Source organism: Amycolatopsis xylanica, assembly GCF_900107045.1.
Taxonomy (GTDB): domain Bacteria; phylum Actinomycetota; class Actinomycetes; order Mycobacteriales; family Pseudonocardiaceae; genus Amycolatopsis; species Amycolatopsis xylanica.
The window spans coordinates 106,191-130,382 of record NZ_FNON01000006.1 but is presented as its reverse complement, the minus strand read 5'-3'; the positions used below and the strand labels follow the sequence as shown (position 1 = coordinate 130,382).

The following is a 24,192-nucleotide window of genomic DNA, read 5'->3' as shown; positions in this document are numbered from 1 at the left end:
GGTCGTCGTGGCCGTTCGTGCCCGGGAAAACGGGGATCGTTTTGTCTGCCGCCATCGGGCTTGCCGTTATCGGCGCCGGTTACTGGGGACCCAACCTGGTCCGGAACGCGCAAGCAACTTCCGGACTGAGACTCGAATATCTGTGTGACCTCGACGCCGAACGCGCGCGCCGGGTGCTCGGCGGCTATTCGACCGTCCGGGTATCCGACTCACTCGAAGAAGTGCTCGCCGATCCGGCGGTGCACGCCGTCGCCATCGCGACACCCGCCGCCACCCATTTGCCGGTGGCGATGGCCGCGCTCGAAGCGGGCAAGCACGTACTCGTCGAAAAGCCGTTGGCCGCCAACTACGCGGACGGCCGCAAACTGGTCGAGGCCGCGGATTCCCGTGGCTTGAAGCTGATGCTGGACCACACCTTCTGCTACACGCCCGCCGTGCGGCACCTGGCCGAGATCATCGCCGGCGGCGAGCTCGGCACCATCCAGTACCTCGACTCGGTGCGCATCAACCTCGGGCTCGTGCAGCCCGACGTGGACGTGCTGTGGGACCTCGCCCCGCACGACCTGTCGATCTTCGACGCGATCCTGCCGCCGGACATCCACGTCACCGAGGTGGCCGCGCACGGCTCCGACCCGATCGGCGCCGGAAAGGCCTGTGTGGCGCACCTCACGCTGCGGCTGAGCCATGGTGGCATGGCTCACGTGCACGCGAACTGGCTTTCCCCCACCAAGATCCGGACGATGGTCATCGGCGGATCGGCGAAGACGGTCGTCTGGGACGACCTCAACCCGAGCCAGCGACTGTCCATTTACGACAGAGGCGTCGACAGGTCGCCCGCCGGGGAACTCACCGAGGAGAAGCGGGCGCGGACGATCGTGTCGTACCGGGTCGGCGACATGGTCGCGCCCGCGCTCGGTGAACGCGAGGCACTGCGCGCGGTGATGGCCGAGTTCGCGGAGTCGATCACCCAGGATCGGCGGCCGCTCACGGACGGCCACTCCGGGCTGCGAGTGCTCGCGTTGCTGGAAGCGGCGTCGGAAAGCCTGCGCCGTGGTGGAGTCTTCGTTGACGTCAAACAAGAGGAGCGAGTGTGACCGCGGCGCAGCCGATCGAAGGACAGCGATTCCTGGTCACCGGCGGGGCCGGGACCATCGGCTCGGCGGTGGTCGACCAGCTCGCCGCCGCGGGCGCGGCCGAGATCGTGGTGCTGGACAACCTGGTGCGCGGCCGCCGGGAGAACCTCGCCGAGGCCGTCGAGGCGGCGGGTGACCGCGTCCGGCTGGTCGAGGGCGACATCAACGACCCCGGCCTGGTGCACGAGCTCACCGACGGCAAGGACGTCGTCTTCCACCTCGCCGCGCTGCGGATCACCCAGTGCGCCGAGCAGCCGAGGCTGGCGCTCGAGTCCCTGGTGGACGGTTCGTTCACCGTCTACGAGGCCGCCGCGGCCAAGGGCGTCAAGAAGGTCGTGACCTCCTCGACCGCGTCGGTGTACGGCCTCGCGGAGGTCTTCCCGACCACCGAGCGCCACCACCCGTACAACAACGACACCTTCTACGGCGCCGCCAAGGCGTTCAACGAGGGCATGCTGCGCAGCTTCCACGCCATGTACGGCCTCGACTACGTCGCGCTGCGGTACTTCAACGTCTACGGACCGCGGATGGACGTGCACGGGCTGTACACCGAGGTGCTCATCCGCTGGATGGAGCGCGTCGCGCGCGGCGAGGCCCCGCTGATCTTCGGTGACGGCGCGCAGACCATGGACTTCGTGCACGTCCACGACATCGCGCGGGCGAACCTGCTCGCGGCGCGGGCCGACGTCACCGACACGGTGTACAACATCGCCAGCGCCCAGGAGACCAGCCTGCGTGAGCTGGCGCTCGCGCTGCTCGCGGCGATGGGCTCCGACCTGGAGCCGGAGCACGGCCCGGAGCGCAAGATGGGCGGGGTGACGCGCAGGCTCGCGGACATCTCCGCCGCCGCCCGCGATCTCGGCTGGCAGCCGGAGATCGGGCTCGACGAGGGCCTGCGCGGCCTGGTCGACTGGTGGGCGAAGAGCACCGCGAACGCATGAGTGATCGGGGAACACAGAGCATGTCCAGCATCCGCTATCTCGGTCACGCCGGGTTCGTCGTCGAGCACGCGGGCACCAGGCTGCTGATGGACCCGTGGTTCTACCCGGCGTTCCTGCAGTCCTGGTTCCCGTACCCGGACAACCGCGCGCTGCTGCCGGACGTGGTCGGCGGCGGGTTCGACTATCTCTACGTGTCGCACGCGCACGAGGACCACTTCGACGAGAAGCTGCTGGACCAGCTCCCCCGCGACATCACTGTCCTGGTGGCGAAGTATCGCTCGAAGATCATGGTGAAGCAGTTCAAGGCGCTGGGCTTCGAGAACGTGGTCGCGCTCGACCACAAGGAGTCCTACGAGCTCGCCGAGGGCTTCACCGCGACGATCTACCTGGACACCAGTCACAAAGAGGACAGCGGGCTGCTGCTCGACATCGGCGGCTACCGCTTCCTCGATCTCAACGACTGCAACACTCCGATGTCCGAGCTGCCCTCGGAGATCGACCTGCTGGCGGCCCAGTTCTCGGGCGCCATGTGGTACCCGAACTGCTACGACTACCCCGCGCGGGTGATGGCCGAGAAGGTCGCCGGTGTGCGCGACGACCTCATGGACACGCTGTACCGCAAGGTCAAGCTGACCGGGGCCAAGGCGTTCCTGCCGTCGGCGGGTCCCGCCTGCTTCCTCGACCCCGAACTCGCGGCGTACAACGACCGTGACGCCACCATCTTCCCGGTCTGGGACCAGGTGGCCGACGGGTTCACCGAGGCCTGCCCGGAGGCCGAGGTCATCCGGATCGGGCCGGGTGACCACATCGAGATCGACTCGGGCAAAGCGGTTGCCCATCGGGGTCCGGAGTCCAAACTGGACGAAGACCTCGACGCGTACCGCGAGCGGCGGCGTAACGAGTGGGAAGCGTTCTACGCCGGCCCCGAGCCGCGGGTCACGATGGAAGAGATCGAGAAGTACTTCGGCACCCTGCAGCAGTGGAACAAGCGGTTCCTGGGCGACTACAGCAAGGACATCCGGCTCATCGCGGGCACGGACAACTGGGACGTCCGGCTGGGCAAGCTGGCCGAGCACTTCGTCATCGAGGGTGAAGAACCGTATGACCCCGCGTACACACTGCTGGTGTCACCGAGGGTGCTCCGCCTGATCGTCGACGGTAAGACCGGTTGGGAAGAGGCACTGCTTTCGATGCGCCTCGGACTGCATCGCGAACCCGATGTATTCGATCTCACATTCATGGGCCTGCTCCGTTACGGAAACCACCCGGCGCAAACCATGCAGATGCTCCGTGAGCGGCAGAACACCGAAACGATCGAACGTGACGGCCTGCGCATCCAGCGTTTCTGTCCGCACGCGGGCGAGGACCTGACGTTCGCCGAGATCGGCGACGGCAAGATCGAATGCCCGCGCCACCACTGGATCTGGGATGCCCGAACGGGCAGCTGTGTGGACAAGGCGTCGATCGATCTGCGTGTCGAGGTGCTCGACCCTGAGTCACCGGTGCTGGCGCCGCGGAACGTCACCTGATCGGCGGCTGGTGCGCAACAACCCGGCTGTGGGAATTCACAGGTTGGCGGTAACGAGAACAATGCGTGAAGACGCATGTGCGAATTAGTGTGTTACCGAACTGTGGCAGTTGAAAAACCCGCTGGGGCAGGAATTCTGTAACGAGAGCGCGGTCACCGTCGATTTCGCAACCGACCAGATGCGGGAACCGAATACGGTGACTGGAGCAATTGTGATGCTATCGTTCCCATTCCGGCTGCCCAGATTAAGACGCGGCCGGACCGCCAGGGGGACCGCTCTCTCCGCGACCATGGGGGTGGTGGCCGGCCTACTCATGGCGGTTCCGGCTTCGACGCTACTAGCGACCCCCGCGGCCGCTGCTCCGTGTACCGCGCCCGTCACCAACAAGGTCGCGTGCGAGAACACCCAGCCCGGCACGCCGAACTGGATGGTCGAGTCGTTCGATGACACCATCCACGGGTTCACCACCGACATCAGCTCGGCGCCCGGTGGCACCGTCACGTTCAAGGTGAACACCAACGCGGTCAACTACCACATCGACATCTTCCGCCTGGGTTACTACAACAACGCCGGCGCGCGATTCCAGCAGACGCTGACACGAACCGGTGCACAGGTGCAGCCCGCCTGCCAGTCCGAGCCGTCCACCGGCCTCGTCGACTGTGGCAACTGGGCGCCGTCCGTCACCTGGAACGTGCCGTCGACGGCCGTCTCCGGGCTCTACTACGCCGTTCTGCGCCGTGACGACACCGGCGGCGAGAACGAGATCGCGTTCGTCATCCGCGACGACACCAGCACCTCGAAGATCCTGTTCCAGACGTCGGATTCGACCTGGCAGGCCTATAACGCCTATGGCGGACAGACCGGGCGCGCGCCGAACGGCACCGTCTACTCAGGACAGGGTGGCAACAGCCTCTACACCGGCACCGGCCCCGGCGCCCAGGGCTCCGCGTACAAGGTGAGCTACAACCGCCCGCTCTACGGCCAGGGCGACGACAACTACATCTTCAACGCCGAAGTCCCGATGCTGAAGTTCCTCGAGGCCAACGGCTACGACCTGAGCTACACCACCGATGTCGACTCGGCGCGGCGCGGCAACCTGATCACCAACCACAAGGTGTTCATGGCGGTCGGCCACGACGAGTACTGGTCGGCGGAGCAGCGCAACAACGTCGAAGCGGCCCGCGCCGCGGGCGTCAACATGGCGTTCTTCACCGGCAACGAGATCTTCTGGAAGACCCGCTGGGAACCCAGCATGGGACAGTCCACAAACGACTGGCGCACGGTGGTCTGTTACAAGGAGACCAAGGCCAACGCCAAGATCGACCCGAACCCGGCCTGGACCGGCACCTGGCGTGACCCGCGCTTCAGCCCGCCGTCCGACGGTGGAAAGCCGGAGAACTCGCTGCTCGGCCAGATCTTCACGGTCAACGGCCGCCGCACCGACTCGATGAGCGTGCCGTCGGCGTACGGGAAGATGCGGCTCTGGCGCAACACCCCGCTGGCCACCATGGCGCCGGGCAACGTCTACACCTTCGCGCAGGGCACGCTCGGCTACGAGTGGGACACCGTGGAGGACAACGGCTTCCAGCCGCCGGGCGTCGCCCAGCTCTCGCGCACCACGGTGAACATCACCGAGGGCAACTACGTGCTCAAGAACTATGGTGACCTCTACGGCACGGGCACGAAGACGCACGCGCTCACCTACTACCGCTACCAGCCCAGCGGCGCGCTCGTGTTCGGCGCGGGCACCGTGCAGTGGGCCTGGGGCCTCGACGACAAGCACGCGTTCGAGGGCGAGAACGGCAGCGGCCCGACCTCCGACGTCCGGATCAAGCAGGCGACCGTGAACCTGCTGGCCGACATGGGCGTCCAGCCTGGCACGCTGCAGGCAGGGCTGACCGCGGCGACCGCGAGCCTCGACACGCTCGCGCCGACGGTCGCGATCACCAACGCGCCGCCGACCACGGTCGGCAACAACTACACGTTCACCGGCACGGTCATCGACAACGGCGCGGGCCAGGTCGCGGGCGTGGAGGTGTCGACCGACAACGGCGTCACCTGGCACTCGGCGACGTGGAACGCGGGCAGCACCAGCTGGAGCTACACCTTCGTGCCCGCCACCGCGGGCACCCCGGTGATGAAGGCGCGCGCGGTCGACGACTCGGCGAACCTGTCCGCCGCGGTGTCGGCCCAGATCACGGTCAACGCCAGGACCTGCCCGTGCAGCATCTGGACCGACCAGACGGTGCCCGGCACCACCTCGACGGCCGACAACGGCCCGGTCGAGGTCGGCGTGAAGTTCCGCGCCAGCTCGGACGGCTACGTCCGCGGCATCAAGTTCTACAAGGGCGCGAACAACACCGGCACGCACACCGGTTCACTGTGGACGGCAGGCGGGCAGCTGCTCGGCACCGGCACCTTCGTCGGTGAGACCACGAACGGCTGGCAGACACTCGCGCTGCCGACCTCGGTCGCGGTCACGGCCGGCACCACGTACATCGCGTCGTACTACGCGCCGACCGGGCACTACGCGTCCGATCTCGCCTACTTCACCGACAAGAGCGCGTCCCTGGATCCGCTCACCGCGTTGAAGAGCGGCACCGACGGCCCGAACGGCGTTTTCCGCTTCGGCTCGTCCGGGTTCCCGAACCAGTCCTATTCGGACACCAACTACTGGGTGGACGTGGTCTGGGCGCTCGACCCGGGTCCGGACACCCGCGCGCCGGTGATGCTCTCGACCTCGCCGGCGACCGGTGAGAGTTCGGTCGGCCTGAGTTCGCCGGTCTCGGTCACCTATGACGAGAACATCGCGCCGGGTTCGGTGTCGTTCTCGCTGACCTACTCCGGCGGGTCGGAAGCCGGGTCGATCTCGGTGACCGGCGGCAAGGTGACGTTCACCCCGAGTTCCACTTTGGACCCGGGCACGACGTACACGGCGACGATGCACGCCTCGGACGCCTCCGGTAACCAGGCGAACACGGTCACCTGGACGTTCAAGACCGGCTCGCCGCGACCGGCGGCCTGTCCGTGCACGATCTGGGACGACTTCACGCATCCGGCGAACCCGGCCGACCCGTACGACTCCGCGGCACTCGAACTCGGCACCAAGGTGCGGTTCGACGCCAAGGGCCAGGTGCTCGGCGTCCGGTTCTACAAGGGAACGGGCAACACCGGCACGCATACCGGCTCGCTCTGGTCGTCGACCGGGACGAGGCTCGCGACCGGGACGTTCACCGGCGAGTCCACGATCGGCTGGCAGACGCTGACCTTCAGCACCCCGGTCAACGTGCAGGCCAACACGACCTACGTGGTGTCCTACTACGCACCGAACGGGCATCCGGCCGGTGACAACGGCGGGTTCGACACGGAGAAGTCGTACCAGGCGATCCATGGCCTGGCGGACGGTGTGGACGGCGGCAACGGCGTCTACAAGGCGGCCGTCGGCGGCGGGTTCCCGACCTCGACCTACCGGGCCAGCAACTACTGGGTCGACGTGATCTACCAGAACGGGCTCAACGGCGACACCACGCCGCCGACGGTCACGGCGCGCACTCCGGCGCCGGGCGCCACCGGCACGCCGCTGGCGGGCACGGTCAGCACGACGTTCAGCGAACCGGTGGACCTCACCAGCGCGCAGTTCTCGCTGTCCGACCCGGGATCGGCGAAGCTAGCCGGCTCGCTCGCACTGTCCGCCGACCAGAAGACGGTCACGTGGACTCCGGCGGCCAGGCTGGTGGCCGGGACGACGTACGCGGCGAGCATGAAGATCGCCGACGCGAACGGGAACCCGATGCCTGCCGCGTCGACGTGGACCTTCACCACCGCCACGACCCAGACCTGTCCTTGCACACTGTTCAGCGCGGCGACGACACCGACGATCCTGTCGGCCGACGAAACGACCTCGCTCGAACTGGGTGTCCGGTTCAGTTCCTCGGTCAACGGCACGGTCACCGGCGTCAAGTTCTACAAGGGAACGGGCAACACCGGCACGCACACCGGTTCACTGTGGACGACCGACGGCACGCAGCTGGCGACCGGCACGTTCACCGGTGAAACGGCGTCGGGCTGGCAGACGCTGACGTTCTCCTCACCGGTGGCCATCACGGCCGGGCAGAACTACATCGCTTCGTACACCGCGCCCAACGGGCATTACTCGGCGGACGCGTTCTACTTCGAGCAGACCGGGGTGAGCAGCGCACCGCTGAGCGCGCCGGCGACCGGAGGCGACACGCCGAACGGGGTGTACAAGGTGGGGCCTGGCTTCCCGACCTCGACCTACCGAGGCGGCAACTACTGGGTCGACGTCGTGTTCTCGCCGAGCGCATGACGGATGCGGGTACCCCGGGACGGCGGCTGGTGGTCGTCGTCTCGGGGGTGACGTGGGACGGGGTCAAGGGCTCCGAACGCCAGCTGGCGGAGGCGTTGCTGGAGTACGCGGACATCCTGTGGGTCGACCCGCCGGTGTCCCCCGCGACCCCCGATCGCTATCGCGGGGTCGCGGCCTCGGCCGGGCGCCAGTGGCGGCCGGTGCTGCGAGAGGTCACCGCCGGGATCCAGCGGCTCACGCCGGTCGCGTTGCCTGGCCTGACCAGGCCCGGCATCCGGTCGACGACCTGGCCGCTGGTCCGGGCCCAGCTGAGCTGGGCGCTGTGGCGGCTGCGCAGGCGGCCGCGCGCGGTGCTGGCGTGCTCACCGCACGACGTGCTCGGCCGCTGGGGTTCGTCCACTATGGACGTTCTCTATGGCACGGACGACTGGGTCGCCGGCGCCGAGCTGATGCGGCTCGACCGCGACCGTGTCGCCCGCGAGGAGCGGAAGTCGTTGCGGCGCGCGGATCTCGTGCTGGCGGTCGGCCCGGAACTGGCCGCGCGCTGGCGCGGGCTCGGGCCGGAGCCGATGCTGTTCCCCAACGGCTGCGCACCGGACGCCTACCTCGCCGAGGTCGAACCGGCGGTGTTGCCGGACGGTTTCCCGGCTCCGGTCGCGGGACTGTCCGGCCAGCTGTCCGACCGGATCGACCTGGCGCTGCTGGAAGCCGTCGCGGACACCGGGATCGGCCTGCTGCTGGTCGGCCCACGCGACCCCGGCTGGCATCCGTCTCGCGTGGATTCCTTGCTGGCCAGGGAAAACGTGCACTACGTCGGCGCGGTGCCGTTCGACGACCTGCTGCCGTATCTCGCCAGGTTCGACGTCGGGCTCACCCCGTACGCGGACTCGGCGTTCAACCGCGCGTCCTTCCCATTGAAGACGCTGGAGTACCTCGCCGCCGGGAAACCGGTGGTGAGCAGCGAGCTACCGGCGAGCAAACGGCTCGCCGACGAAACCGACGAAATCCGATTGGCCGATAGTCCTGCCGCATTCGCCGAGGCGGTGCTGGCAGCGGCCAAAGAGGCGCGTGACCCCGCGGCGGTGTCGGTGCGCCGTGGGGTCGCGCGTGCGCACTCGTGGTCGGCCCGCGCGGGCAAGCTCGCCGGGTTGCTCGGGCTGAAGGACTCGTAACAACGGCCGTCGTGGCACCGATTCCGTATTCGAGCAAACGACAAAAGGGGAGCCGACTTGATTCCGGTTATGCGGCCGTTCTTGGGTGAGGAAGAGGCCGAGGCGGTCGCGGAGGCGGTCCGCTCCGGCTGGGTGGCGCAGGGCCCCCGCGTGGCCGAGTTCGAGCAGGCGTTCGCCGCGCACACCGGCTCCGCGCACGGGGTCGCCGTCTCGTCCTGCACCACCGCGCTGCACCTGGGCTTGTACGTGCTCGGCGTCGGGCCGGGCGACGAGGTGGTGGTGCCCTCGTTCAGCTTCATCGCGAGCGCGAACGCCGTTCGCTACTGCGGCGCGACGCCGGTGTTCGCCGATGTCGACGTGGTCACCGGCAACCTGACGGCCGAGACGGTCGCCGCGGTGCTCAGCACGCGTACCAAGGTCGTCATGGCCGTCCACCAGGGCGGACTGCCCGCCGACGTCGACGCGATCCGCGCCGCCTGCGGCGACATCCCGGTGCTCGAGGACGCGGCCTGCGCGGCGGGCGCGACCTACCGTGACCGGCCGGTCGGCGCCGGCGCGCTGGCCGCGTGGTCGTTCCACCCGCGCAAGCTGCTCACCACGGGCGAGGGCGGCATGATCACCACCGACGACGCCGACCTCGCCGCGCGGCTGCGCAGGCTGCGTGAGCACGGCATGAGCGTCTCGGCGGCGGACCGGCACGCGGCCGCGGGCAAGGCCATCGTCGAGCAGTACCTCGAAACCGGGTTCAACTACCGGATGACCGACATCCAGGCCGCGATCGGCCTGGTCCAGCTGCGGAAGCTGCCCGCGCTCGTCGAGCAGCGGCGTGCGCTCGCGGCGCGCTATCACGAGCTGCTGGCGAAGGTGCCCGGCGTTCGCGCGGTGCGGGATCCCGCTTACGGGACAACGAATTTCCAGGCGTTCTGGGTGTTGCTCGACGACGATGTGCCCGTCGAGCGCAACGACGTGCTCACGCGGCTGGCGGCCGAAGGCATTTCCGCGCGCCGCGGGATCATGGCCTCGCACCTCGAACCGGCGTACGCGGGCCACCCGCATGTCGCGCTGCCGTCGACCGAGCGGCTGACCAACCGGTCGCTGATCCTTCCGCTGCACCATGAGCTGACCGACGCGGACCAGGTGCGCATCGTGGACGTGCTCGCGGCGGCGCTCGAACCGGCCACGGTCTGATGAGCGCGGGGGGAAATCCGGATCGCCTGCTGGCGTTGTGCGCCGAGGCGGTCGAGCGGATGGGGCTCGATCTCAGCGGCCGGGTCGTGGTGACCGAAGCGGCGACCGGCGCGTATGCCGTGACGCCGTTGCTGGCCGCGATGGCGGGCGCCGTCGAGGTTCGTGCGCTGTCGAAGGACAGCCGGTACGGCTCCGCGCAGGACGCCGAGGACGCGATCATCCGGCTGGCCACGCGTGCGGGTGTGCGGGTGCGGTTCAGCCGGGTCAAGGACGCCGCGTTGTTCGACGGCGCGGACGTGGTGACCAACAGCGGGCATCTGCGGCCGCTCGATGCCGAGACGATCTCGTGGCTGCGCCCGGGTTCCGCGATCAGCCTGATGTACGAGCCCTGGGAGCTGCGGCCCGGCGAAGTCGATCTCGACGCGTGTCACGCTGGTGGAATCCCCGTCGCTGGCCCGAATGAGCATCATCCGGCGATCGGCGTGTTCGCGTATTCGGGCGTGATGGCCGTGAAGCAGTTGCTCGACGCGGGCGTGCCCGTGCTCGGGAGTCGCGTGCTTCTGTTGTGCGACAACGTGTTCGCGTCGGACATCGAGCAGGGCATCACGGCTTTGGGCGGGCAGGTCACGACCGCCGCGAGCCTCGACGGCGCGCCTTCGGGTCGCCTCGACGCTGTCATCGTCGCGCTCTCGCCTGGGCCTGAGCCAGTGCTCGATTCCGTTGCGGTCAAGCGAATCCGCGAGGAGCACCCGGGTGCGGTGCTGATCCAGTTCTGGGGTGACATCGAACGCGACGACCAGGCGGTCTGGCCGCCGTCGGCGCCGGATCCCGGGCATATGGGGATCCTGCCGTCCGCGGTCGGCGCCGACCCGATCGTCGCGTTGCAGACCGGCGGGCTGAAGGTCGGCGAGCTGCTGACCCGAGGCGGTCCGGTGACCGAAGCCGAAGAAGCGTTGCTGCTGAGGGTGGAGCCCCGATGAGAATCCTGGTTTACCCGCACGCGATGGAGATCGGCGGCTCGCAGCTCAACGCGCTGCAGCTGGCGGGCGCCGTCCGCGATCTGGGGCACTCCGTCGACGTGATCTCCGAGCCAGGCCCGCTGGTCGACTATGTCCACGAGCTGGGGCTCACGCACCACGAAATCCCGGCCGAGCGGCGCCGTCCGTCGCGCGGCGTGTCGCGGCGGATCGCCGAGATCATCGCCGACCGGGACATCGACCTGGTGCACGGCTACGAATGGCCGCCGGTGCTGGAAGGCCTCGCGGCCACCGGGCTCGGGCGCGGCGCGCTGGTCGGCACGGTGCTGTCGATGTCGGTCGTGCCGTTCTTCCCGCGCACGGTCCCGCTGCTGGTCGGCACCGAGCAGATCCGCGAGGCGGCCGTCGCCGCCGGGCACACCCGGGTCTCGCTGCTGGAGCCGCCGGTGGACACCGACGGCGACCACCCCGGCGTCGACGGGTCGGCGTTCCGCGCCGAGCACGGGTTCGACGACGACGTCACGCTGGTCGCGATGGTCTGCCGCCTGGTGCCGGAGCTGAAGCTCGAAGGCCTGCTCGCGGCCTGCGACGCCGCCGGTCAGCTGGCCAGCGCCGGGCGCAAGCTGCGGCTCGCGATCGTCGGCGACGGGCGCAGCCGCGACGAGGTCGCCGCGCGCGCGGCCCGCGCCAACGACGCGGCCGGGTACGAGGTCGTCACGCTCACCGGCGAGGTCTCCGACCCGCGGCCCGCCTACGCGGCGGCGGACATCCTGATCGGGATGGGTGGCTCGGCGCTGCGCGGCATGTCGTTCGGCAAGCCGCTCGTCGTGGTCGGCGAACAGGGCTACAGCGAGCTTTTGACGCCTGCGACGGCCAGCACCTTCCTGCAGGCGGGCTGGTACGGCCAGGGTCCGGGTTCGCGCGGCTCGGGCGTCACCGCGCTGCGCGAGGCGCTCGACACGCTGGTCGACTCGCCGGAGCGGCGCGCCGAACTCGGCGGGTTCGCCCGCGAGCTGGTGGTCGACCGGTTCAGCCTGCGTGGCGCGGCCAAGTTCCTCGAGCGGGTGTACGCGGCGGCGCTCGCGCAGCCGACGCCGCGGCCCCGGCTGGCCGCCGACAGCGCACGCAGCGCGGCCGGGCTGTTCGGCTACAAGGTCCAGCGCAAGATCCAGCAGTTCCGCGGCACCGCCCGTACCGACGACGCCAACGCCACCCCGGTGCTGGCTCAGCGTTCCTCGAAGGAGAGTTGAGATGACCTCAGTACCGCTGGTCGATCTGGCGGCACAGCAGGAGCAGGTGGCCGACGAGGTGGCCGTTGGCTGGGCCGAGGTGCTGAAGACGACCGCGTTCGTCGGCGGCCCGCAGGTCTCGGCGTTCGAGTCCGAGTTCGCCGCGTTCTCCGGGGTCGAGCACTGCGTCGGCGTCGCCAACGGCACGGACGCCTTGGAGCTCGCGCTGCGCGCGCTCGGCGTCGGGCCCGGCGACGAATGTGTGGTGCCCGCCAACACTTTCATCGCGACCGCCGAGGCCGTGGCGCGCACCGGCGCGACCCCGGTGCTCGTCGACTGCGTCGAGGACACGCTGCTGATCGACGTCGACCAGGTGCGCATCGGCCCGAAGACCAAAGCGCTCATCCCGGTGCACCTCTACGGCCAGACCGCGCCGGTCGAGAAGCTGCGAGACCTGGGCGTTCCAGTGCTCGAAGACGCCGCGCAGGCCCAGGGCGCGCGGCGGCACGGCGTCACCGCCGGCGGGCTCGGCGACATCGCCGCGACGAGCTTCTACCCGGGTAAGAACCTTGGCGCGTATGGGGATGCGGGCGCGGTGCTGACCGGCTCCGCGGAGCTGGCCGCCCAGGTCCGGTTGCTCGGCGCGCACGGCTCGCCGCGTAAGTACGAACACCCGACCTTGGGGTTCAACAGCCGCTTGGACACGCTGCAGGCGGTCGTCCTGTCGGCGAAACTGCGTCGCCTCGAAGCCTGGAACACCGCACGCCGCGAGGCCGCGTCCCGGTACACCGCGCTGCTCAGCGAGGTGCCCGAGGTGCGCACCCCGGTCGTGCTCGACGGCAACGAGCCGGTCTGGCACCTCTACGTCGTCCGCGTCGCGGACCGCGATCGCGTGCTGGGCGAGCTGCACGCGGCGGGCATCGGCGCGGGCATCCACTACCCCACCCCGGTCCACCTGAACGGCGCGTTCAGCTCACTCGGTCAGGGCATCGGCGCGTTCCCGGTCGCCGAACGCGTCGCGGGCGAGCTACTGTCGCTGCCGCTGTTCCCGGAGATCACGCAGGCTCAGCAGGAGTACGTGGTCGAGACGCTGAAGAAGGCGATCCGATGACCGGAGTCCGTGTCCACCCCAACGGCCTCTGCGAAAGCGACGAGGTCGGCGACGGCACCCGCGTCTGGGCGTTCGCGCACGTGCTGCCCGGCGCGAAGGTCGGCCGCGACTGCAACATCTGCGACGGCGCGTTCGTCGAGGACGGAGCGGTGCTGGGCGACCGCGTGACGGTCAAGAACGGCACCCTGGTCTTCAGCGGCGTGACCTGCGAGGACGAGGTTTTCCTCGGCCCGAACGTGTTGTTCACCAACGACCTCCGCCCCCGCGCCCACATCCGCAAGGGCCCGGACGAGCTGGTGTCCACTGTGGTCCGTCGCGGCGCCTCACTCGGCGCGGGCACGGTGGTCGTCTGCGGCACGGAGATCGGCTCGTACGCCTTCGCGGCCGCGGGCTCGGTCATCACCCGCGACGTGCCGGCGCACTCCTTCGTCGCGGGCAATCCCGCGCGACACAAGGGCTGGGTCTGCGAGTGCGGCTTCCGGCTGAACGACTCGCTGAAATGCGAGGACTGCGGCAACAGCTACCCGGACCTCGCCCCGTGATCATCCGCGAAGCCCGCGACGACGACCTCGACGCAGTCTGGCGACTGCGCCGAATCGCCTTCGGCAGCAGCGGCCCTCGCCCCACGGCCTGGCCCGCCTCGGACGAGCGCCGCCTAGTGGCGGAAGAGGACGCCGTCTACGGCTACCTCCGGATTCGCCGCTTCGGTCAGTACTTCGGCGGCCGGGTCGTCCCGATGGGCGGCCTGGCCACGGTCGCCGTCGACCCCCACGCCCGAGGCAAAGGCGTCGCAAGCGGCCTCCTCGACGCGGCGCTCGTGCGGATGCGCGAAGACGGCCAGCCACTGTCCACTTTGTTCACCACGGTCCCGTCCCTTTACCGGGGGCGTGGTTGGGAGCAGTCCGGCGTCATCGAGCACGCGGAGATCCCGGTCGACGCCTTCCGCGCGCTCCCGGCCTCCCCGGTGATTTTGGCCCCGGTCGACAAATCGGCGTTCGACGCCATGACGGCCTGCTACCGCTCAACGGCCGTCGACGGCCTGCTCGACCGCACCCGCGAAGACCTGCTGGACAACGACTTTGCCACGCTGGCCTACACGGGCGACTCCCTCACGGGCTACCTCGACCTGCAACGCCTCCCCGACCGCGTCATCTACGCCCGCGAGCTCATCGCCGGCGACCCGGCGACCGCGACCGCGCTCCTGCGTTCGCTCGGCTCGTGGTCCGGCCTGATGCAAACGGTCCGCCTGCGCCTGACGGACCCCTCGATGCTCGCCCTAGTACTCCCCACGGCTTTCAGCACGACGACCGAGCCCTGGTACCTGCGCGTGGTCGACTTCCAGTCGGCGATAGCCGCCCGTGGCTGGCCTGCGGCTTTGTCCTTGTCCGACGGCGTCGCGGCCGAGCTGGAGATCGTAGACCCACACGCGCCCTGGCACGCGGGCCGTCACCGCCTGATCATCGATGGAGACCAGGTCCGCTGCGAGCCCGGCGGCTCCGGCACGGTCGTCATGCACGCCCGCGCCCTCGGCCCCTGGTACGCCGGAGTCTCCTCAGTTACGTTGCGCGCGGCAGGCCTCATGACAGGCACCCCGGCTCCCGCCTTGGACCTGCTCACCGCCAACAACGGCGCCCGAATGCTCGACGACTTCTAGCGCGTCTCGATCGTCGCGGGCACTCCGAAGCCGGTGGCCTTCCCGAGGATGTCGTTGGCCGCGGACTCTTCGCCACTGCTGATCACCCTCACGGCCACGACCGACTTGTCGGGATCGGGGCACGGCCTGCCGGCGACGACCTCGACCCCGCTACCCGCCTGCACGAGCTGGTCGTACAAGCGCGCGTGGTCAGCGATCGCCTGTGTCACCTGAGCCCGGCTCGGCAACTGGTCACACGCGGGGATCGCGTACTGGTGGCCTTGCAAGCCCGCCGGAAACCCGGTGAGCACGGCTCCACCCACGCCGACCACAGCCACCGCGGCCACGCCCGCGACGAACAGCAACGCTGGTTTGATCTTCACGCGTTCCACGATAGTGCGGGCATCGCTTCACCGGGCTCGGTTTCCCTTTATCTCCCCTATGCGTCTTTGGGTCTGCTGCCGCGCCCGAGCCTCGGCGCGAGTGGAAGCTTTGCTCCGTTGGACGCAGAAATCCTTCCACTCGCTCGGGCTCACCTTGGCACGTGACAAGGGCCGCCCTTGCAACGCTCTGGGTGACAAGGGCCACCCTTGTCACCCAGACCGCGCCCCGGCCCGTGCGCGCATGTGTTCCCGCAGGTCAGCAGGGGTCGTGAGTGGTACGGCCGGTTCTAACCGGTCTAAACACTCACGACTCTCAGCCCAGGTGGCGGAGCTCCGCGCGGAGTGGCCAGACGAAGGGGGCGTAGACCAGCGCGCAAGCCAGCCCGCCCACGACCAGCAGGAGCGCCGAAGGCGCGAAGGCCAAGCGCAGCAACAGAAGCACCGCGACCATGGCAGCGCTCCCCAGCACCGGCCGAACCAACGGCCGCACCAGCGAAGCCAGGTGCACCCCGGTCCGTCCGACGGCCACAGCGAAGGCAGGCAGCGCGACCAGCAAGGCCACGGCCGCATGCGCCACCGCGACCCCCTCGATCCCGCCGAAGTGGGCACCGACCGGCAGAGCCACAGCCAGGGCCGCCAGCCAGCCGCCCTGCAGCCACATCGTCGTCCGCGACCGTCCGAGCGCGACCAGGTAGTCGTAGGCCAGCTCACAAGCCACCCGCACCAGAGCGAGCACCGCGAGCCACTGCAGCGCCGCGGCCGAAGCCGCCCACTTGTGACCGTACAAAGTGGACACCAGCGGCAGCGCGAGCAATCCGAGCAGCACGCACACCGGCAACGTGAACACCGCCAGCAGAGACGTGAACCGTGCGAAAGTTGCCTCGCGCGCCTCGCGATCGTCTTGCAGTGCGGCGAAAGCGGGGAGCGAGACCCGGCGGACGACCATCGAGAACATGTTCACCGGCCAGCTCGACAGGTTGAACGCCTGCAGGAAAAACCCGAGTGCGATCGCGCCGAGCATGCGGCCCGTGACGATGTAGTGGATGTTCAGCATCGCGAACACCAGTAGGCTTCCGCCGGCCAGTGGCAGCCCGAACACGAGCAGCTCACGGGCCAGCGATCGGTCGAACCCGAACCGAGGCCACATGCGCACCAGATAGCAGAGCATCACGCCGGACAGCACGTTCCCGGTCAGCTGGCCGACCGCCAAGCTCCAGGCGCCGTTGCCCGCGACCGCCATGCCGACCGTCACCGCGGTCGTCAGCACCAGGTTCAGCGAGTCGACGACCAAGCGCGAACCCTGCTTGAACTCACGGTTCGCGAGCTGGACGGCGGCGGCCGTGATGCCGTCGACGACCACCGTGGCGCACAGCAGCCGCACCACGCCGGTCGCCTCTGGCGCGCCCATGGCGGCGGAAAACACCGGCGCCGTAACGAAACATGCCGCATACAGCAGGACACTCGACAGCACCGAGATCGTCGTGACCGTCGGGGCGATGCGCTTCGGGTCGCCGGGCCAGCGGACGATCGCGATGCTCACGCCCAGCTCGTTCAGCGACAGCATCGCGGTCAGCGCGACCAGCGCGACCGCGTAGACGCCGAAGTCCTCAGGGGCCAGCAGCCGGGCCAGCACGATGCCGGTCAGGAAGGTGCCGAGCCTGCCGACCACGGTATTGAGCAGGCTCAGGCCCAGGGCTCTTCGTACCTTGGAAGACTCTTTAGTGGTCACGAAGGCTCCTTAACCCGAGCACGCAAGATCTGGACGAAGGCGGCCGAAGCGAGCAGGATCGTCAGGCCATCCAGCGGCACCCGGAACCGCAGCCGCGTGAAGAACACGGCCAGCAGCAACAGGTTCAGCACGATCAAGCCCGCGGCGAGTTTCTCTTCCGGCGACAGCCGCCGCCAGAAGAAGACCCGCCACAAGGCCAGCAGAAGAATCGGATAGTAGGTCACCGCGAGAAGCAGGTCGGCGGTCCGGTTGCCCTGCCCCGAAGTCGCCATCTCGCTGGAGTAGGCGAAGTTGTTCGCGACCTTCTTCGCGTACAGCACCGCCGCGTCGCCGGGATGCGCCTTGATCCAGGCGATCGCGCTGTCGCTGTAGAACTTGTTGATCCCGACCTCGTCCAGGTGCCGGTTCTTGGCTTCCTGGTCGTAGCGGGAGATGTCGACGCTGGTGCCGCTGCCCGCGGTCGTGTGCTCGCTGTTGCCCAGCAGCAGATTGATCCCGTCGTTGGTCGACACCGGCACGAAAGCATGCAACTGAACCGCGTTGCGCACGCACCAGAGCCCGGGGATCACCGCGACCACGACCAGGATCGCGGCGGCGACCTTCCACGCCGCGCGCCGGTTTCGCCAAGCGAGCCAGAGCACCACGATGAAGACCGACACCGCGAAGTTCGGCACGGTCACCGCCAGCAGGCCGCCCGCGATCCCTGACACCGCAACAAAACCAGCCCGCGCGCGTCCCGTGCTCTCGGCTGCGCGGAGGCCGAACTCGATGTTCGCCAGCAGCAGGAACAGCGCCGGGATCTGCGGGTACAACGCCGTCGCCGTGTAGATGCCCAGCGGGTAGCACGCCATGACCACCGAAGCCACCGCGCCGATCGCGGGCGAGCCGATGCGGCGCCCGATCCGGTACGAGAGCCAGACACAGCCGGCGAGCGCGAGCACGCCGATCAGGCGCATCGCGAGCACGCTGCCGCCGGTCAGCCAATAGACGGGCAGCAGCAGGAACGGGTACCCCGGCGGCCGGTACGCGGTCGCTTGGACGCCGTCGGCGCTGAAACCGACGCCTTCGGCCATGGACTGGGTGAGCCGGACGTAGACCTGCTCGTCGAGGTAGCGCAGCGCGTCACCGAGGAAGATCGCGTACCCGCCCGCGACCACCAGGCTGACCACGATCGCGGCGGCCGCGATGCGCGGCGCGAGGTCGTCGAGCCTGCTGAGCAGGGTGGGTCTGACTCCGGTCGTCATTTCTGCAGGCTCCCCATCTTCAGCCGCATGGCGCGGGTGAGCACGACTCGCACGGTCGGCGGGTCGATTCCGGCGGCGACCTGTTCGGCCCGCGTCGAGCGCAGCAACGCGCCGGCCAGCCCGCACAGCAGGAAGGCGAGCCCGGTGGCCATCGAGAAGGCGAGCAGGTCGAAGGTGGCGGCGCCGAGCGCGAGCACGGAGATCGAGGCCACCAGCGTCAGCCCGAGGTCGCGGATGTGCGGGTCGCGGGTCATGGTCCGCGCGCGCAACGCGGCGTACGCGCCGAGCACGAAGATCGCGATCAGCGCGAACAGGCCGATGAAACCGTTCTGTACCAACGTTCCCAGGTACTGGTTGTCGAGCGGGCCGTACTTGTTCGGCAGATACGTGCCGAGCCCGCGGCCGAGCAGCGGATGCTGGGCGATGTACACACTGGACGTCGCGTAGTCGTCGGTGCGCCCGCTGATGGACGTGTCCGTGCCGATCTCGGCGAACAGGCCGTAGAGCGTGCCGACCAGGCCCGGCACCATGAACCGCATCAGGACCAGGAACGCGAGCCCGACGAAGAAGGCCCTGATCCGGCGCTTGCCGGGCCAGCCGATCAGCAGCACCAGCGAGGCGAGCGCGAGGCCGAGTATCGCCGAGCGCGAGAGCGAGACCATCGCGCCGGTCGCGACGATGCCGAGGCAGATCCACCAGCGCCTGGCCGATTCGCCCTTGTCCTGCGCGGTGAACGCGAAGTGCGCGGCGATCGGCAGCGCGACCGCGCACACCACGCCGAATTCGATCGGATGACCGGTGGTGCCCGCCGGTCTGCGGAACGCCGCGCGCTCGAGCACGAACCCGTCCGAGGTGACCGGGTGCAGCCCGGGAATCACCATGTACTGCGTCAGGTCGAGGTTGAGCAGGAACTGCAGGATGCCGATCATCGCGACCGCCGTGGTCGCCACCAGCACGCATTTCGCGACCAGCTCGACCCTGGCGACCCCGCGCACCCCGTCGACCACCGCGAGCGCGGCGAGCGTGACGCCCAGGATCGTGACGAGCGTGCGATCGGCCGAGTTGAGCTCGTCCTCGGGCAGATAGTTGCGCGTGGCGTAACCGTACGTGGCGAGCTGGGTCACGATGAACACGAACAGTGCCGTCCGCGCCACGTTGCGACCCTTGGCCGCGTTGAGCGTGGTGACCAGCTGCGAACAGAACCACACCAGGCCCAGGAAAAGGCCGACCACCGTGGCGGGCGTGATCGACATCGACACACCCGAGATCACCAGCCGCGCGGGCACGATCAGCGTGACCACGGAGTAGACGCAGACCATCGTCGTGCCGTCACGGCGGCGACGCGGGCCCTTCGCCAGCAGGAATCCGAGGTCCTCGTCACGGACGGTCATCGGAACGGGCCTAGCGGGAATCGCGCGTGCGTGGACTGGGCGTCGGCTTGGCGACCGGCGTCAGGATGCGCGTGGTCTCGTCGGACTTCGGCGACGGCTCGGCCGCCTTCGGCCAGGACGGTTCGGGCTGTTTGACCGCCTTCGGCGCTTCCGGCTGCTTGGGCGCGGGCTCCTGCTTGTCCGCCTTCGCCGCCTTTTCCTTGCCGGGGTGGGTTTTCTTGTAGTTCTTGTAGCTCTCGAAGCCGTACGCGGCGGTCAGGCCCGCGACCAGGCCGAGCACCAGCGCGACGGCGGCGTAGCGCACCTTGCCGCCGATCTTGACCTTGCCGTCCGCGGGCATCACCACGGAATCGGCCCGGATATAGGTCGATTCGGGCGCCTGCAACGCCTGCTGCCGCGCGGCGAGCTCCTTGCGCGCGAGATCCAGCACGCTGGTGGCGGCCTTCTTCGCGGACGCGGGACTGGCCGCCGTCGCCACGACGACGATGAACGGCCCGTTGAGCTGCCCGTTGCCAGCCTCGTACGCGGCTGGCGCGCCGTCGATCGTCTCGAACTGCTTCTGCGTCGCCGGGTCCTTCAGCGTCTCGATAACGATTTGCGCACTGGTCGTCAAACTGCCGTCGAACGCGAGCAGCGGGTTGATCTTCTCCGCCGGCTTCGCCTCGCCGACGGCCACCTTGGCGCCGGACGACGGCGCGGTGAGCACGATCGTGCCGGTGGACTCGTACTGCGGCGAAACACTCAGGAACACCGCGACCGCAAGGCCCAACGACACCGCGAACACCGGAAGCGCGATGTACCAGCGCTTGAGGAGGACGCGGATCGTCATCCAGAAGTCCATGCAATGTCCCCGATCCCATGGCGTGCAGGCAGAGGGCCGGCACGTCTGTGTCAGCGATTCAATCGGTGCCCCGACTCAACTGTTACAGCAGGTGACGAGTCAGCTGTTAACGCTCGGCTAGCCCATCACGACTAACCGGCCAGGTGCGCACTCTGCGGAAGAGAGTACGCCGGAGAGGCCCCGTGGATGTACCTGTCATCACGCTCTGTGCCCGACGCCGGGCTTCCCTCCACCGACCGAGGCAAGATCCCGCCGGTGGTGTTCGCGCTGGGCACGGTCAGCCTGCTCACCGACATCTCGGCCGAGATGATCACCGCGTTCCTGCCGATCTACCTGCTCTACACCCTCCAGCTGGGTTATGTCCAATTTGGACTGTTAGACGGGCTTTACAACGGCGCGACTGCGTTGCTGCGGCTCATCGGCGGGTACGTCGCGGACAAGCTGCAGCGCCCGAAACTGGTCGCGTTCGTGGGCTACGCCACATCAACGGTGACGAAACTGATCTTCCCGGCGGCGGGTGCTTCCGGGCTCGGCATCGGCGGCGTGCTCGCGGCCGACCGCGCGGGCAAAGGCCTGCGCACAGCGCCGCGTGACGCGCTGATCACGCAGGCCACCAAGCCGGAACGGCTCGGCCGCGCGTTCGGTGTGCACCGGTCGATGGACACGGTCGGCGCGCTGATCGGGCCGCTGGTCACCTTCTGGATCCTGCGTGACCTCGGCAACGAGTCGACGCCGGTGTTCATGGTGAGCTTCCTGTTCGGCCTGATCGGGCTGATCGTGCTCGTCACCTTCGTGCGTGAGCCGAAGAAGACCGCGCCCGTACCCGGCTCGGCGCCGGTCTCGTTGAAGGCTTGTGTGCGCCTGCTCAAAGACCGGCAGGTCCGGCGGATGACGCTGGCCGCGGCCGCGCTCGGTCTCGTCACGCTCAGCGACGCTTTCGTCTTCGTGGTGCTGCAGAAATCGACCGGCGTGCCGTTCGATTACCTCCCGCTGATGCCGATGGGGACCGCGCTGGTCTTCCTCAGCGCCGCCGTCCCGATGGGCTGGCTGGCGGACCGTTTTGGCCGCTGGCAGGTGTTTTATGCCGGTCATGTGCTGCTGCTCGGCGTTTATGTGGTGTTGGTCACGGGCGGCGGTGGCGTGGTGATGCTCGTGGCCGCTTTGCTGCTGCACGGGTGTTTCTACGCGGCGACCGACGGCGTGCTGATGGCCTACGCGGGCCCGCTGGTCCCGCCGGAGCTGCGGGCGAGCGGGCTCGCCGTCGTGCAGACCGGCCAGGCCGTGGCCCGCCTGATCTCCTCGGTGCTGTTCGGCGTCATGCTCACCGTGCTCACCATGAAATCGGCGCTGTGGCTCGTCTTCGGCGCCTTCCTGCTCGCGCTGGCCGTGGCGGCCATGCTGCTCGGCCGAAAGGTCACCTCGTGAAAACCTGGCTACAGGCGCACCGCGTGCTGCTCGGGGTCGCGGCGATCGTCGTCGTGCTGGCGGCGGGCGGTGTCTACGTGGTCGCGACCGCGGCGGACCGGAACGCCGAAACCGCGGGCGCGTCCGCGCCGGTCAGCGGCGACCTGCTCTTCGTCGACATGAAGGACGGCCAGGACCACGTCGAGAAGGTGCGCCAGGACGCGCCGGGCGGACCGCGCGGTGCGACCGCGCTGCGCTGCCAGCGGATCTATGTGGCAGGCGGCGTCACCGTCTGCCTGCGGCTGGCCGGGCTCGGCCCGACCTATGAGGCGGCCGTGCTGGACGCGTCCGGCAAGGAGCTGCGCACCATCGGGCTGGCCGGTATCCCCAACCGGGCCCGTGTCTCGGCCTCCGGGCAGATCATCTCGTGGACGACCTTCGTCAGCGGCGACTCGTACACCGTGCCCGGCGGGTTCTCCACCAGGACCGGCATCCTCGACCTGCGCACCGGCCAGGTGGTCGACACGCTCGAGACGTTCACCGCGACCGTGGCCGGTCAGGAATTCACCATCGCCGACCGGAACTTCTGGGGTGTCACCGTCGCGGCGGACGACCGGACCTTCTACGCGACCATGGCCTCGCAGAACCGCACCTGGCTCATGAAGGGTGATCTGGTCGCCAAGACGTTGACCGATGTTCGCCAGACGGCCGAATGCCCGTCGCTTTCCCCTGATGGCACCCGAATCGCGTACAAAAAACGCACCAGCAGGCTCGGACCATGGGAATTGGCTGTGCTGGATCTGGGCACAGGCAAGGAAATGGCTTTACCCGGGACGACCGGGATCGACGATCAGGCCGCCTGGCTCGACGACGGCAGGCTGGCGTACGGCAAGGCTTCACAGCCAGGTCAGAAGCCGTCCATCTACGCGGTGCCGGCGGACGGATCCGCCCAGCCGTCGCTACTGGTCGCGGACGCGGCGTCGCCGGTTCCGCTGCACTGAATTCATTAATGGCACGTAAATTGTTGCCCTGTAACGAATCCTGTCCCATTACCGACTCTTCGATCGCGAACGGCATGGTTCGCCACCGCGCTGGCACCCCAGCGAACCCGGTGCTCCTCCTCCCCGCTTGCCGAGGTATAGCCCAGATGAGTACCGAGCCAGCCACCCGATTGGACCCACTCAGACCGAGACGCACCGTGCGTGTGGGTGCGGTCGACATCTTTTCCTTGCGTGAGGCCGAACTGGTCCGAATGGTGGAACAGTCCTGGCGAGTGCGCAAGGGCGGCTGGATCGTCACGGCCAATGTGGACATTGTCAGGGCCGCGACCCGTGACCGGCGGCTCGCCGAGCTCGTCGCCGAGGCCGACGTCGTGGTCGCCGACGGCATGCCCGTCGTGTGGGCGGGCCGGATCGCCGGTGAGCCGCTGCCGGAACGCGTCACCGGCGCTTCGCTGGTGTTCTCGCTCGCCGAGGCCGCCGCCCGCGAGGGCCGGTCGATTTATCTGCTCGGCGGCCAGCCCGGCGTCCCCGAAGCCGCGGCGAAGGCGCTCACCGAGCGCTACGAAGGCCTGATCGTCGCTGGCACGCAGTCACCGGAGTTCGGCTTCGAGAAGACTCCCGGCGGCCTCGCGGCCGTGGCCGAGCTGGTCGTCGAAGCGAAACCCGACCTCGTGCTCGTCGGACTGGGCTTCCCCAAGCAGGAGCACACCATCAAGGCACTGCGCGCCGCGCTTCCCGACAGCTGGTACATCGGCTGCGGCGCGGGCATCCCGATGGCGGCCGGTGAGTTCACCCGTGCGCCATCGGCCATGCAGCGCATGGGCGCCGAGTGGCTGCACCGCCTCGCGCTGGAGCCCAAGCGGCTCGCGCGCCGATACCTGCTCGAAGACGCGCCGTTCGCGCTGCGCCTGCTCGCCGGCGCCGTCCGGCGGCGGATCTCGTCCAAACCGGGGGTTTGA

General features: G+C 68.8%; 19 protein-coding genes. 14 read left to right on the top strand and 5 right to left on the bottom strand.

Annotated elements, in window-relative coordinates:
* The first annotated feature begins 41 nt into the window (after window positions 1–41).
* The 11 genes from BLV57_RS27235 (at window position 42) to BLV57_RS27185 (ending at window position 15,261) form a co-directional block, all read left to right on the top strand.
* The gene (locus BLV57_RS27235; RefSeq protein WP_245757540.1) at window positions 42–1,094 is read left to right on the top strand and encodes a Gfo/Idh/MocA family protein; all 1,053 of its coding nucleotides are present in this window, start codon (window positions 42–44) and stop codon (window positions 1,092–1,094) included.
* On the top strand, window positions 1,091–2,074 hold the full coding sequence (locus BLV57_RS27230) for an SDR family NAD(P)-dependent oxidoreductase (RefSeq protein WP_091293493.1): 984 nt from the start codon (window positions 1,091–1,093) through the stop codon (window positions 2,072–2,074). The genes BLV57_RS27235 and BLV57_RS27230 overlap by 4 nt, the downstream gene beginning before the upstream one ends.
* 20 nt (window positions 2,075–2,094) lie before the next feature.
* Window positions 2,095–3,603 carry an MBL fold metallo-hydrolase gene (locus BLV57_RS27225; protein WP_218134891.1) on the top strand — a complete coding sequence of 503 codons (1,509 nt, stop codon included), beginning with the start codon at window positions 2,095–2,097 and terminating at the stop codon, window positions 3,601–3,603.
* 298 nt (window positions 3,604–3,901) lie between these two features.
* Window positions 3,902–7,930, top strand: coding sequence for a DUF4082 domain-containing protein (locus BLV57_RS27220; protein WP_245757539.1), 4,029 nt, complete (start codon window positions 3,902–3,904; stop codon window positions 7,928–7,930).
* Window positions 7,927–9,102, top strand: a complete 1,176-nt coding sequence (locus BLV57_RS27215; RefSeq protein ID WP_091293489.1) for a glycosyltransferase — start codon at window positions 7,927–7,929, stop codon at window positions 9,100–9,102. Before BLV57_RS27220 ends, BLV57_RS27215 begins: the two co-directional genes overlap by 4 nt.
* Before the next feature lie 69 nt (window positions 9,103–9,171).
* Entirely contained in the window at window positions 9,172–10,290 is a 1,119-nt protein-coding gene (locus BLV57_RS27210) for a DegT/DnrJ/EryC1/StrS family aminotransferase (RefSeq protein ID WP_091293487.1), read from the top strand.
* Entirely contained in the window at window positions 10,290–11,270 is a 981-nt protein-coding gene (locus tag BLV57_RS27205) for a hypothetical protein (RefSeq protein ID WP_091293485.1), read from the top strand. Before BLV57_RS27210 ends, BLV57_RS27205 begins: the two co-directional genes overlap by 1 nt.
* Window positions 11,267–12,517 carry a glycosyltransferase gene (locus BLV57_RS27200; protein ID WP_091293483.1) on the top strand — a complete coding sequence of 417 codons (1,251 nt, stop codon included), beginning with the start codon at window positions 11,267–11,269 and terminating at the stop codon, window positions 12,515–12,517. Before BLV57_RS27205 ends, BLV57_RS27200 begins: the two co-directional genes overlap by 4 nt.
* Before the next feature lies 1 nt (window position 12,518).
* A complete protein-coding gene (locus BLV57_RS27195; RefSeq protein ID WP_091293482.1) occupies window positions 12,519–13,607 on the top strand; it encodes a DegT/DnrJ/EryC1/StrS family aminotransferase in 1,089 nt (362 codons plus the stop codon).
* On the top strand, window positions 13,604–14,149 hold the full coding sequence (locus BLV57_RS27190; RefSeq protein WP_091293481.1) for an acyltransferase: 546 nt from the start codon (window positions 13,604–13,606) through the stop codon (window positions 14,147–14,149). Before BLV57_RS27195 ends, BLV57_RS27190 begins: the two co-directional genes overlap by 4 nt.
* Window positions 14,146–15,261 carry a GNAT family N-acetyltransferase gene (locus tag BLV57_RS27185; protein ID WP_176968840.1) on the top strand — a complete coding sequence of 372 codons (1,116 nt, stop codon included), beginning with the start codon at window positions 14,146–14,148 and terminating at the stop codon, window positions 15,259–15,261. The genes BLV57_RS27190 and BLV57_RS27185 overlap by 4 nt, the downstream gene beginning before the upstream one ends.
* Here BLV57_RS27185 and BLV57_RS27180 read toward each other — a convergent pair.
* The 5 genes from BLV57_RS27180 to BLV57_RS27160 form a co-directional block, all read right to left on the bottom strand.
* Window positions 15,258–15,623, bottom strand: coding sequence for a hypothetical protein (locus BLV57_RS27180; RefSeq protein ID WP_091293478.1), 366 nt, complete (start codon window positions 15,621–15,623; stop codon window positions 15,258–15,260). The two genes, BLV57_RS27185 and BLV57_RS27180, sit on opposite strands and share 4 nt — an antisense overlap.
* A 313-nt stretch (window positions 15,624–15,936) precedes the next feature.
* A complete protein-coding gene (locus BLV57_RS27175) occupies window positions 15,937–17,352 on the bottom strand; it encodes a lipopolysaccharide biosynthesis protein (protein ID WP_091293477.1) in 1,416 nt (471 codons plus the stop codon).
* A complete protein-coding gene (locus BLV57_RS27170) occupies window positions 17,349–18,596 on the bottom strand; it encodes an ArnT family glycosyltransferase (protein ID WP_091293474.1) in 1,248 nt (415 codons plus the stop codon). Before BLV57_RS27170 ends, BLV57_RS27175 begins: the two co-directional genes overlap by 4 nt.
* Window positions 18,593–19,987, bottom strand: a complete 1,395-nt coding sequence (locus BLV57_RS27165) for an O-antigen ligase family protein (RefSeq protein ID WP_091293473.1) — start codon at window positions 19,985–19,987, stop codon at window positions 18,593–18,595. The genes BLV57_RS27170 and BLV57_RS27165 overlap by 4 nt, the downstream gene beginning before the upstream one ends.
* Window positions 19,988–19,997: 10 nt before the next feature.
* Window positions 19,998–20,828, bottom strand: coding sequence for a hypothetical protein (locus BLV57_RS27160; protein WP_091293470.1), 831 nt, complete (start codon window positions 20,826–20,828; stop codon window positions 19,998–20,000).
* 186 nt (window positions 20,829–21,014) lie between these two features.
* Here BLV57_RS27160 and BLV57_RS27155 point away from each other — a divergent pair, with 186 nt between their 5' ends.
* The 3 genes from BLV57_RS27155 to BLV57_RS27145 all read left to right on the top strand — a co-directional run bounded on the left by BLV57_RS27155 (window position 21,015) and on the right by BLV57_RS27145 (window position 24,192).
* The gene (locus BLV57_RS27155; protein WP_091293468.1) at window positions 21,015–22,253 is read left to right on the top strand and encodes an MFS transporter; all 1,239 of its coding nucleotides are present in this window, start codon (window positions 21,015–21,017) and stop codon (window positions 22,251–22,253) included.
* Window positions 22,250–23,233: a TolB-like translocation protein gene (locus BLV57_RS27150; RefSeq protein WP_091293466.1), complete on the top strand. Its 984-nt coding sequence runs from the start codon at window positions 22,250–22,252 to the stop codon at window positions 23,231–23,233. Before BLV57_RS27155 ends, BLV57_RS27150 begins: the two co-directional genes overlap by 4 nt.
* Before the next feature lie 197 nt (window positions 23,234–23,430).
* The gene (locus tag BLV57_RS27145) at window positions 23,431–24,192 is read left to right on the top strand and encodes a WecB/TagA/CpsF family glycosyltransferase (RefSeq protein WP_245757538.1); all 762 of its coding nucleotides are present in this window, start codon (window positions 23,431–23,433) and stop codon (window positions 24,190–24,192) included.

Coding starts and splice junctions, on each gene's coding strand:
- BLV57_RS27200 (WP_091293483.1), top strand. CDS start 11,267: ATGAGAATCCTGGTTTACCCGCACGCGATGGAGATCGGCGGCTCGCAG.
- BLV57_RS27190 (WP_091293481.1), top strand. CDS start 13,604: ATGACCGGAGTCCGTGTCCACCCCAACGGCCTCTGCGAAAGCGACGAG.
- BLV57_RS27215 (WP_091293489.1), top strand. CDS start 7,927: ATGACGGATGCGGGTACCCCGGGACGGCGGCTGGTGGTCGTCGTCTCG.
- BLV57_RS27205 (WP_091293485.1), top strand. CDS start 10,290: ATGAGCGCGGGGGGAAATCCGGATCGCCTGCTGGCGTTGTGCGCCGAG.
- BLV57_RS27225 (WP_218134891.1), top strand. CDS start 2,095: ATGTCCAGCATCCGCTATCTCGGTCACGCCGGGTTCGTCGTCGAGCAC.
- BLV57_RS27210 (WP_091293487.1), top strand. CDS start 9,172: ATGCGGCCGTTCTTGGGTGAGGAAGAGGCCGAGGCGGTCGCGGAGGCG.
- BLV57_RS27165 (WP_091293473.1), bottom strand. CDS start 19,987: ATGACCGTCCGTGACGAGGACCTCGGATTCCTGCTGGCGAAGGGCCCG.
- BLV57_RS27170 (WP_091293474.1), bottom strand. CDS start 18,596: ATGACGACCGGAGTCAGACCCACCCTGCTCAGCAGGCTCGACGACCTC.
- BLV57_RS27160 (WP_091293470.1), bottom strand. CDS start 20,828: ATGGACTTCTGGATGACGATCCGCGTCCTCCTCAAGCGCTGGTACATC.
- BLV57_RS27155 (WP_091293468.1), top strand. CDS start 21,015: ATGTACCTGTCATCACGCTCTGTGCCCGACGCCGGGCTTCCCTCCACC.
- BLV57_RS27195 (WP_091293482.1), top strand. CDS start 12,519: ATGACCTCAGTACCGCTGGTCGATCTGGCGGCACAGCAGGAGCAGGTG.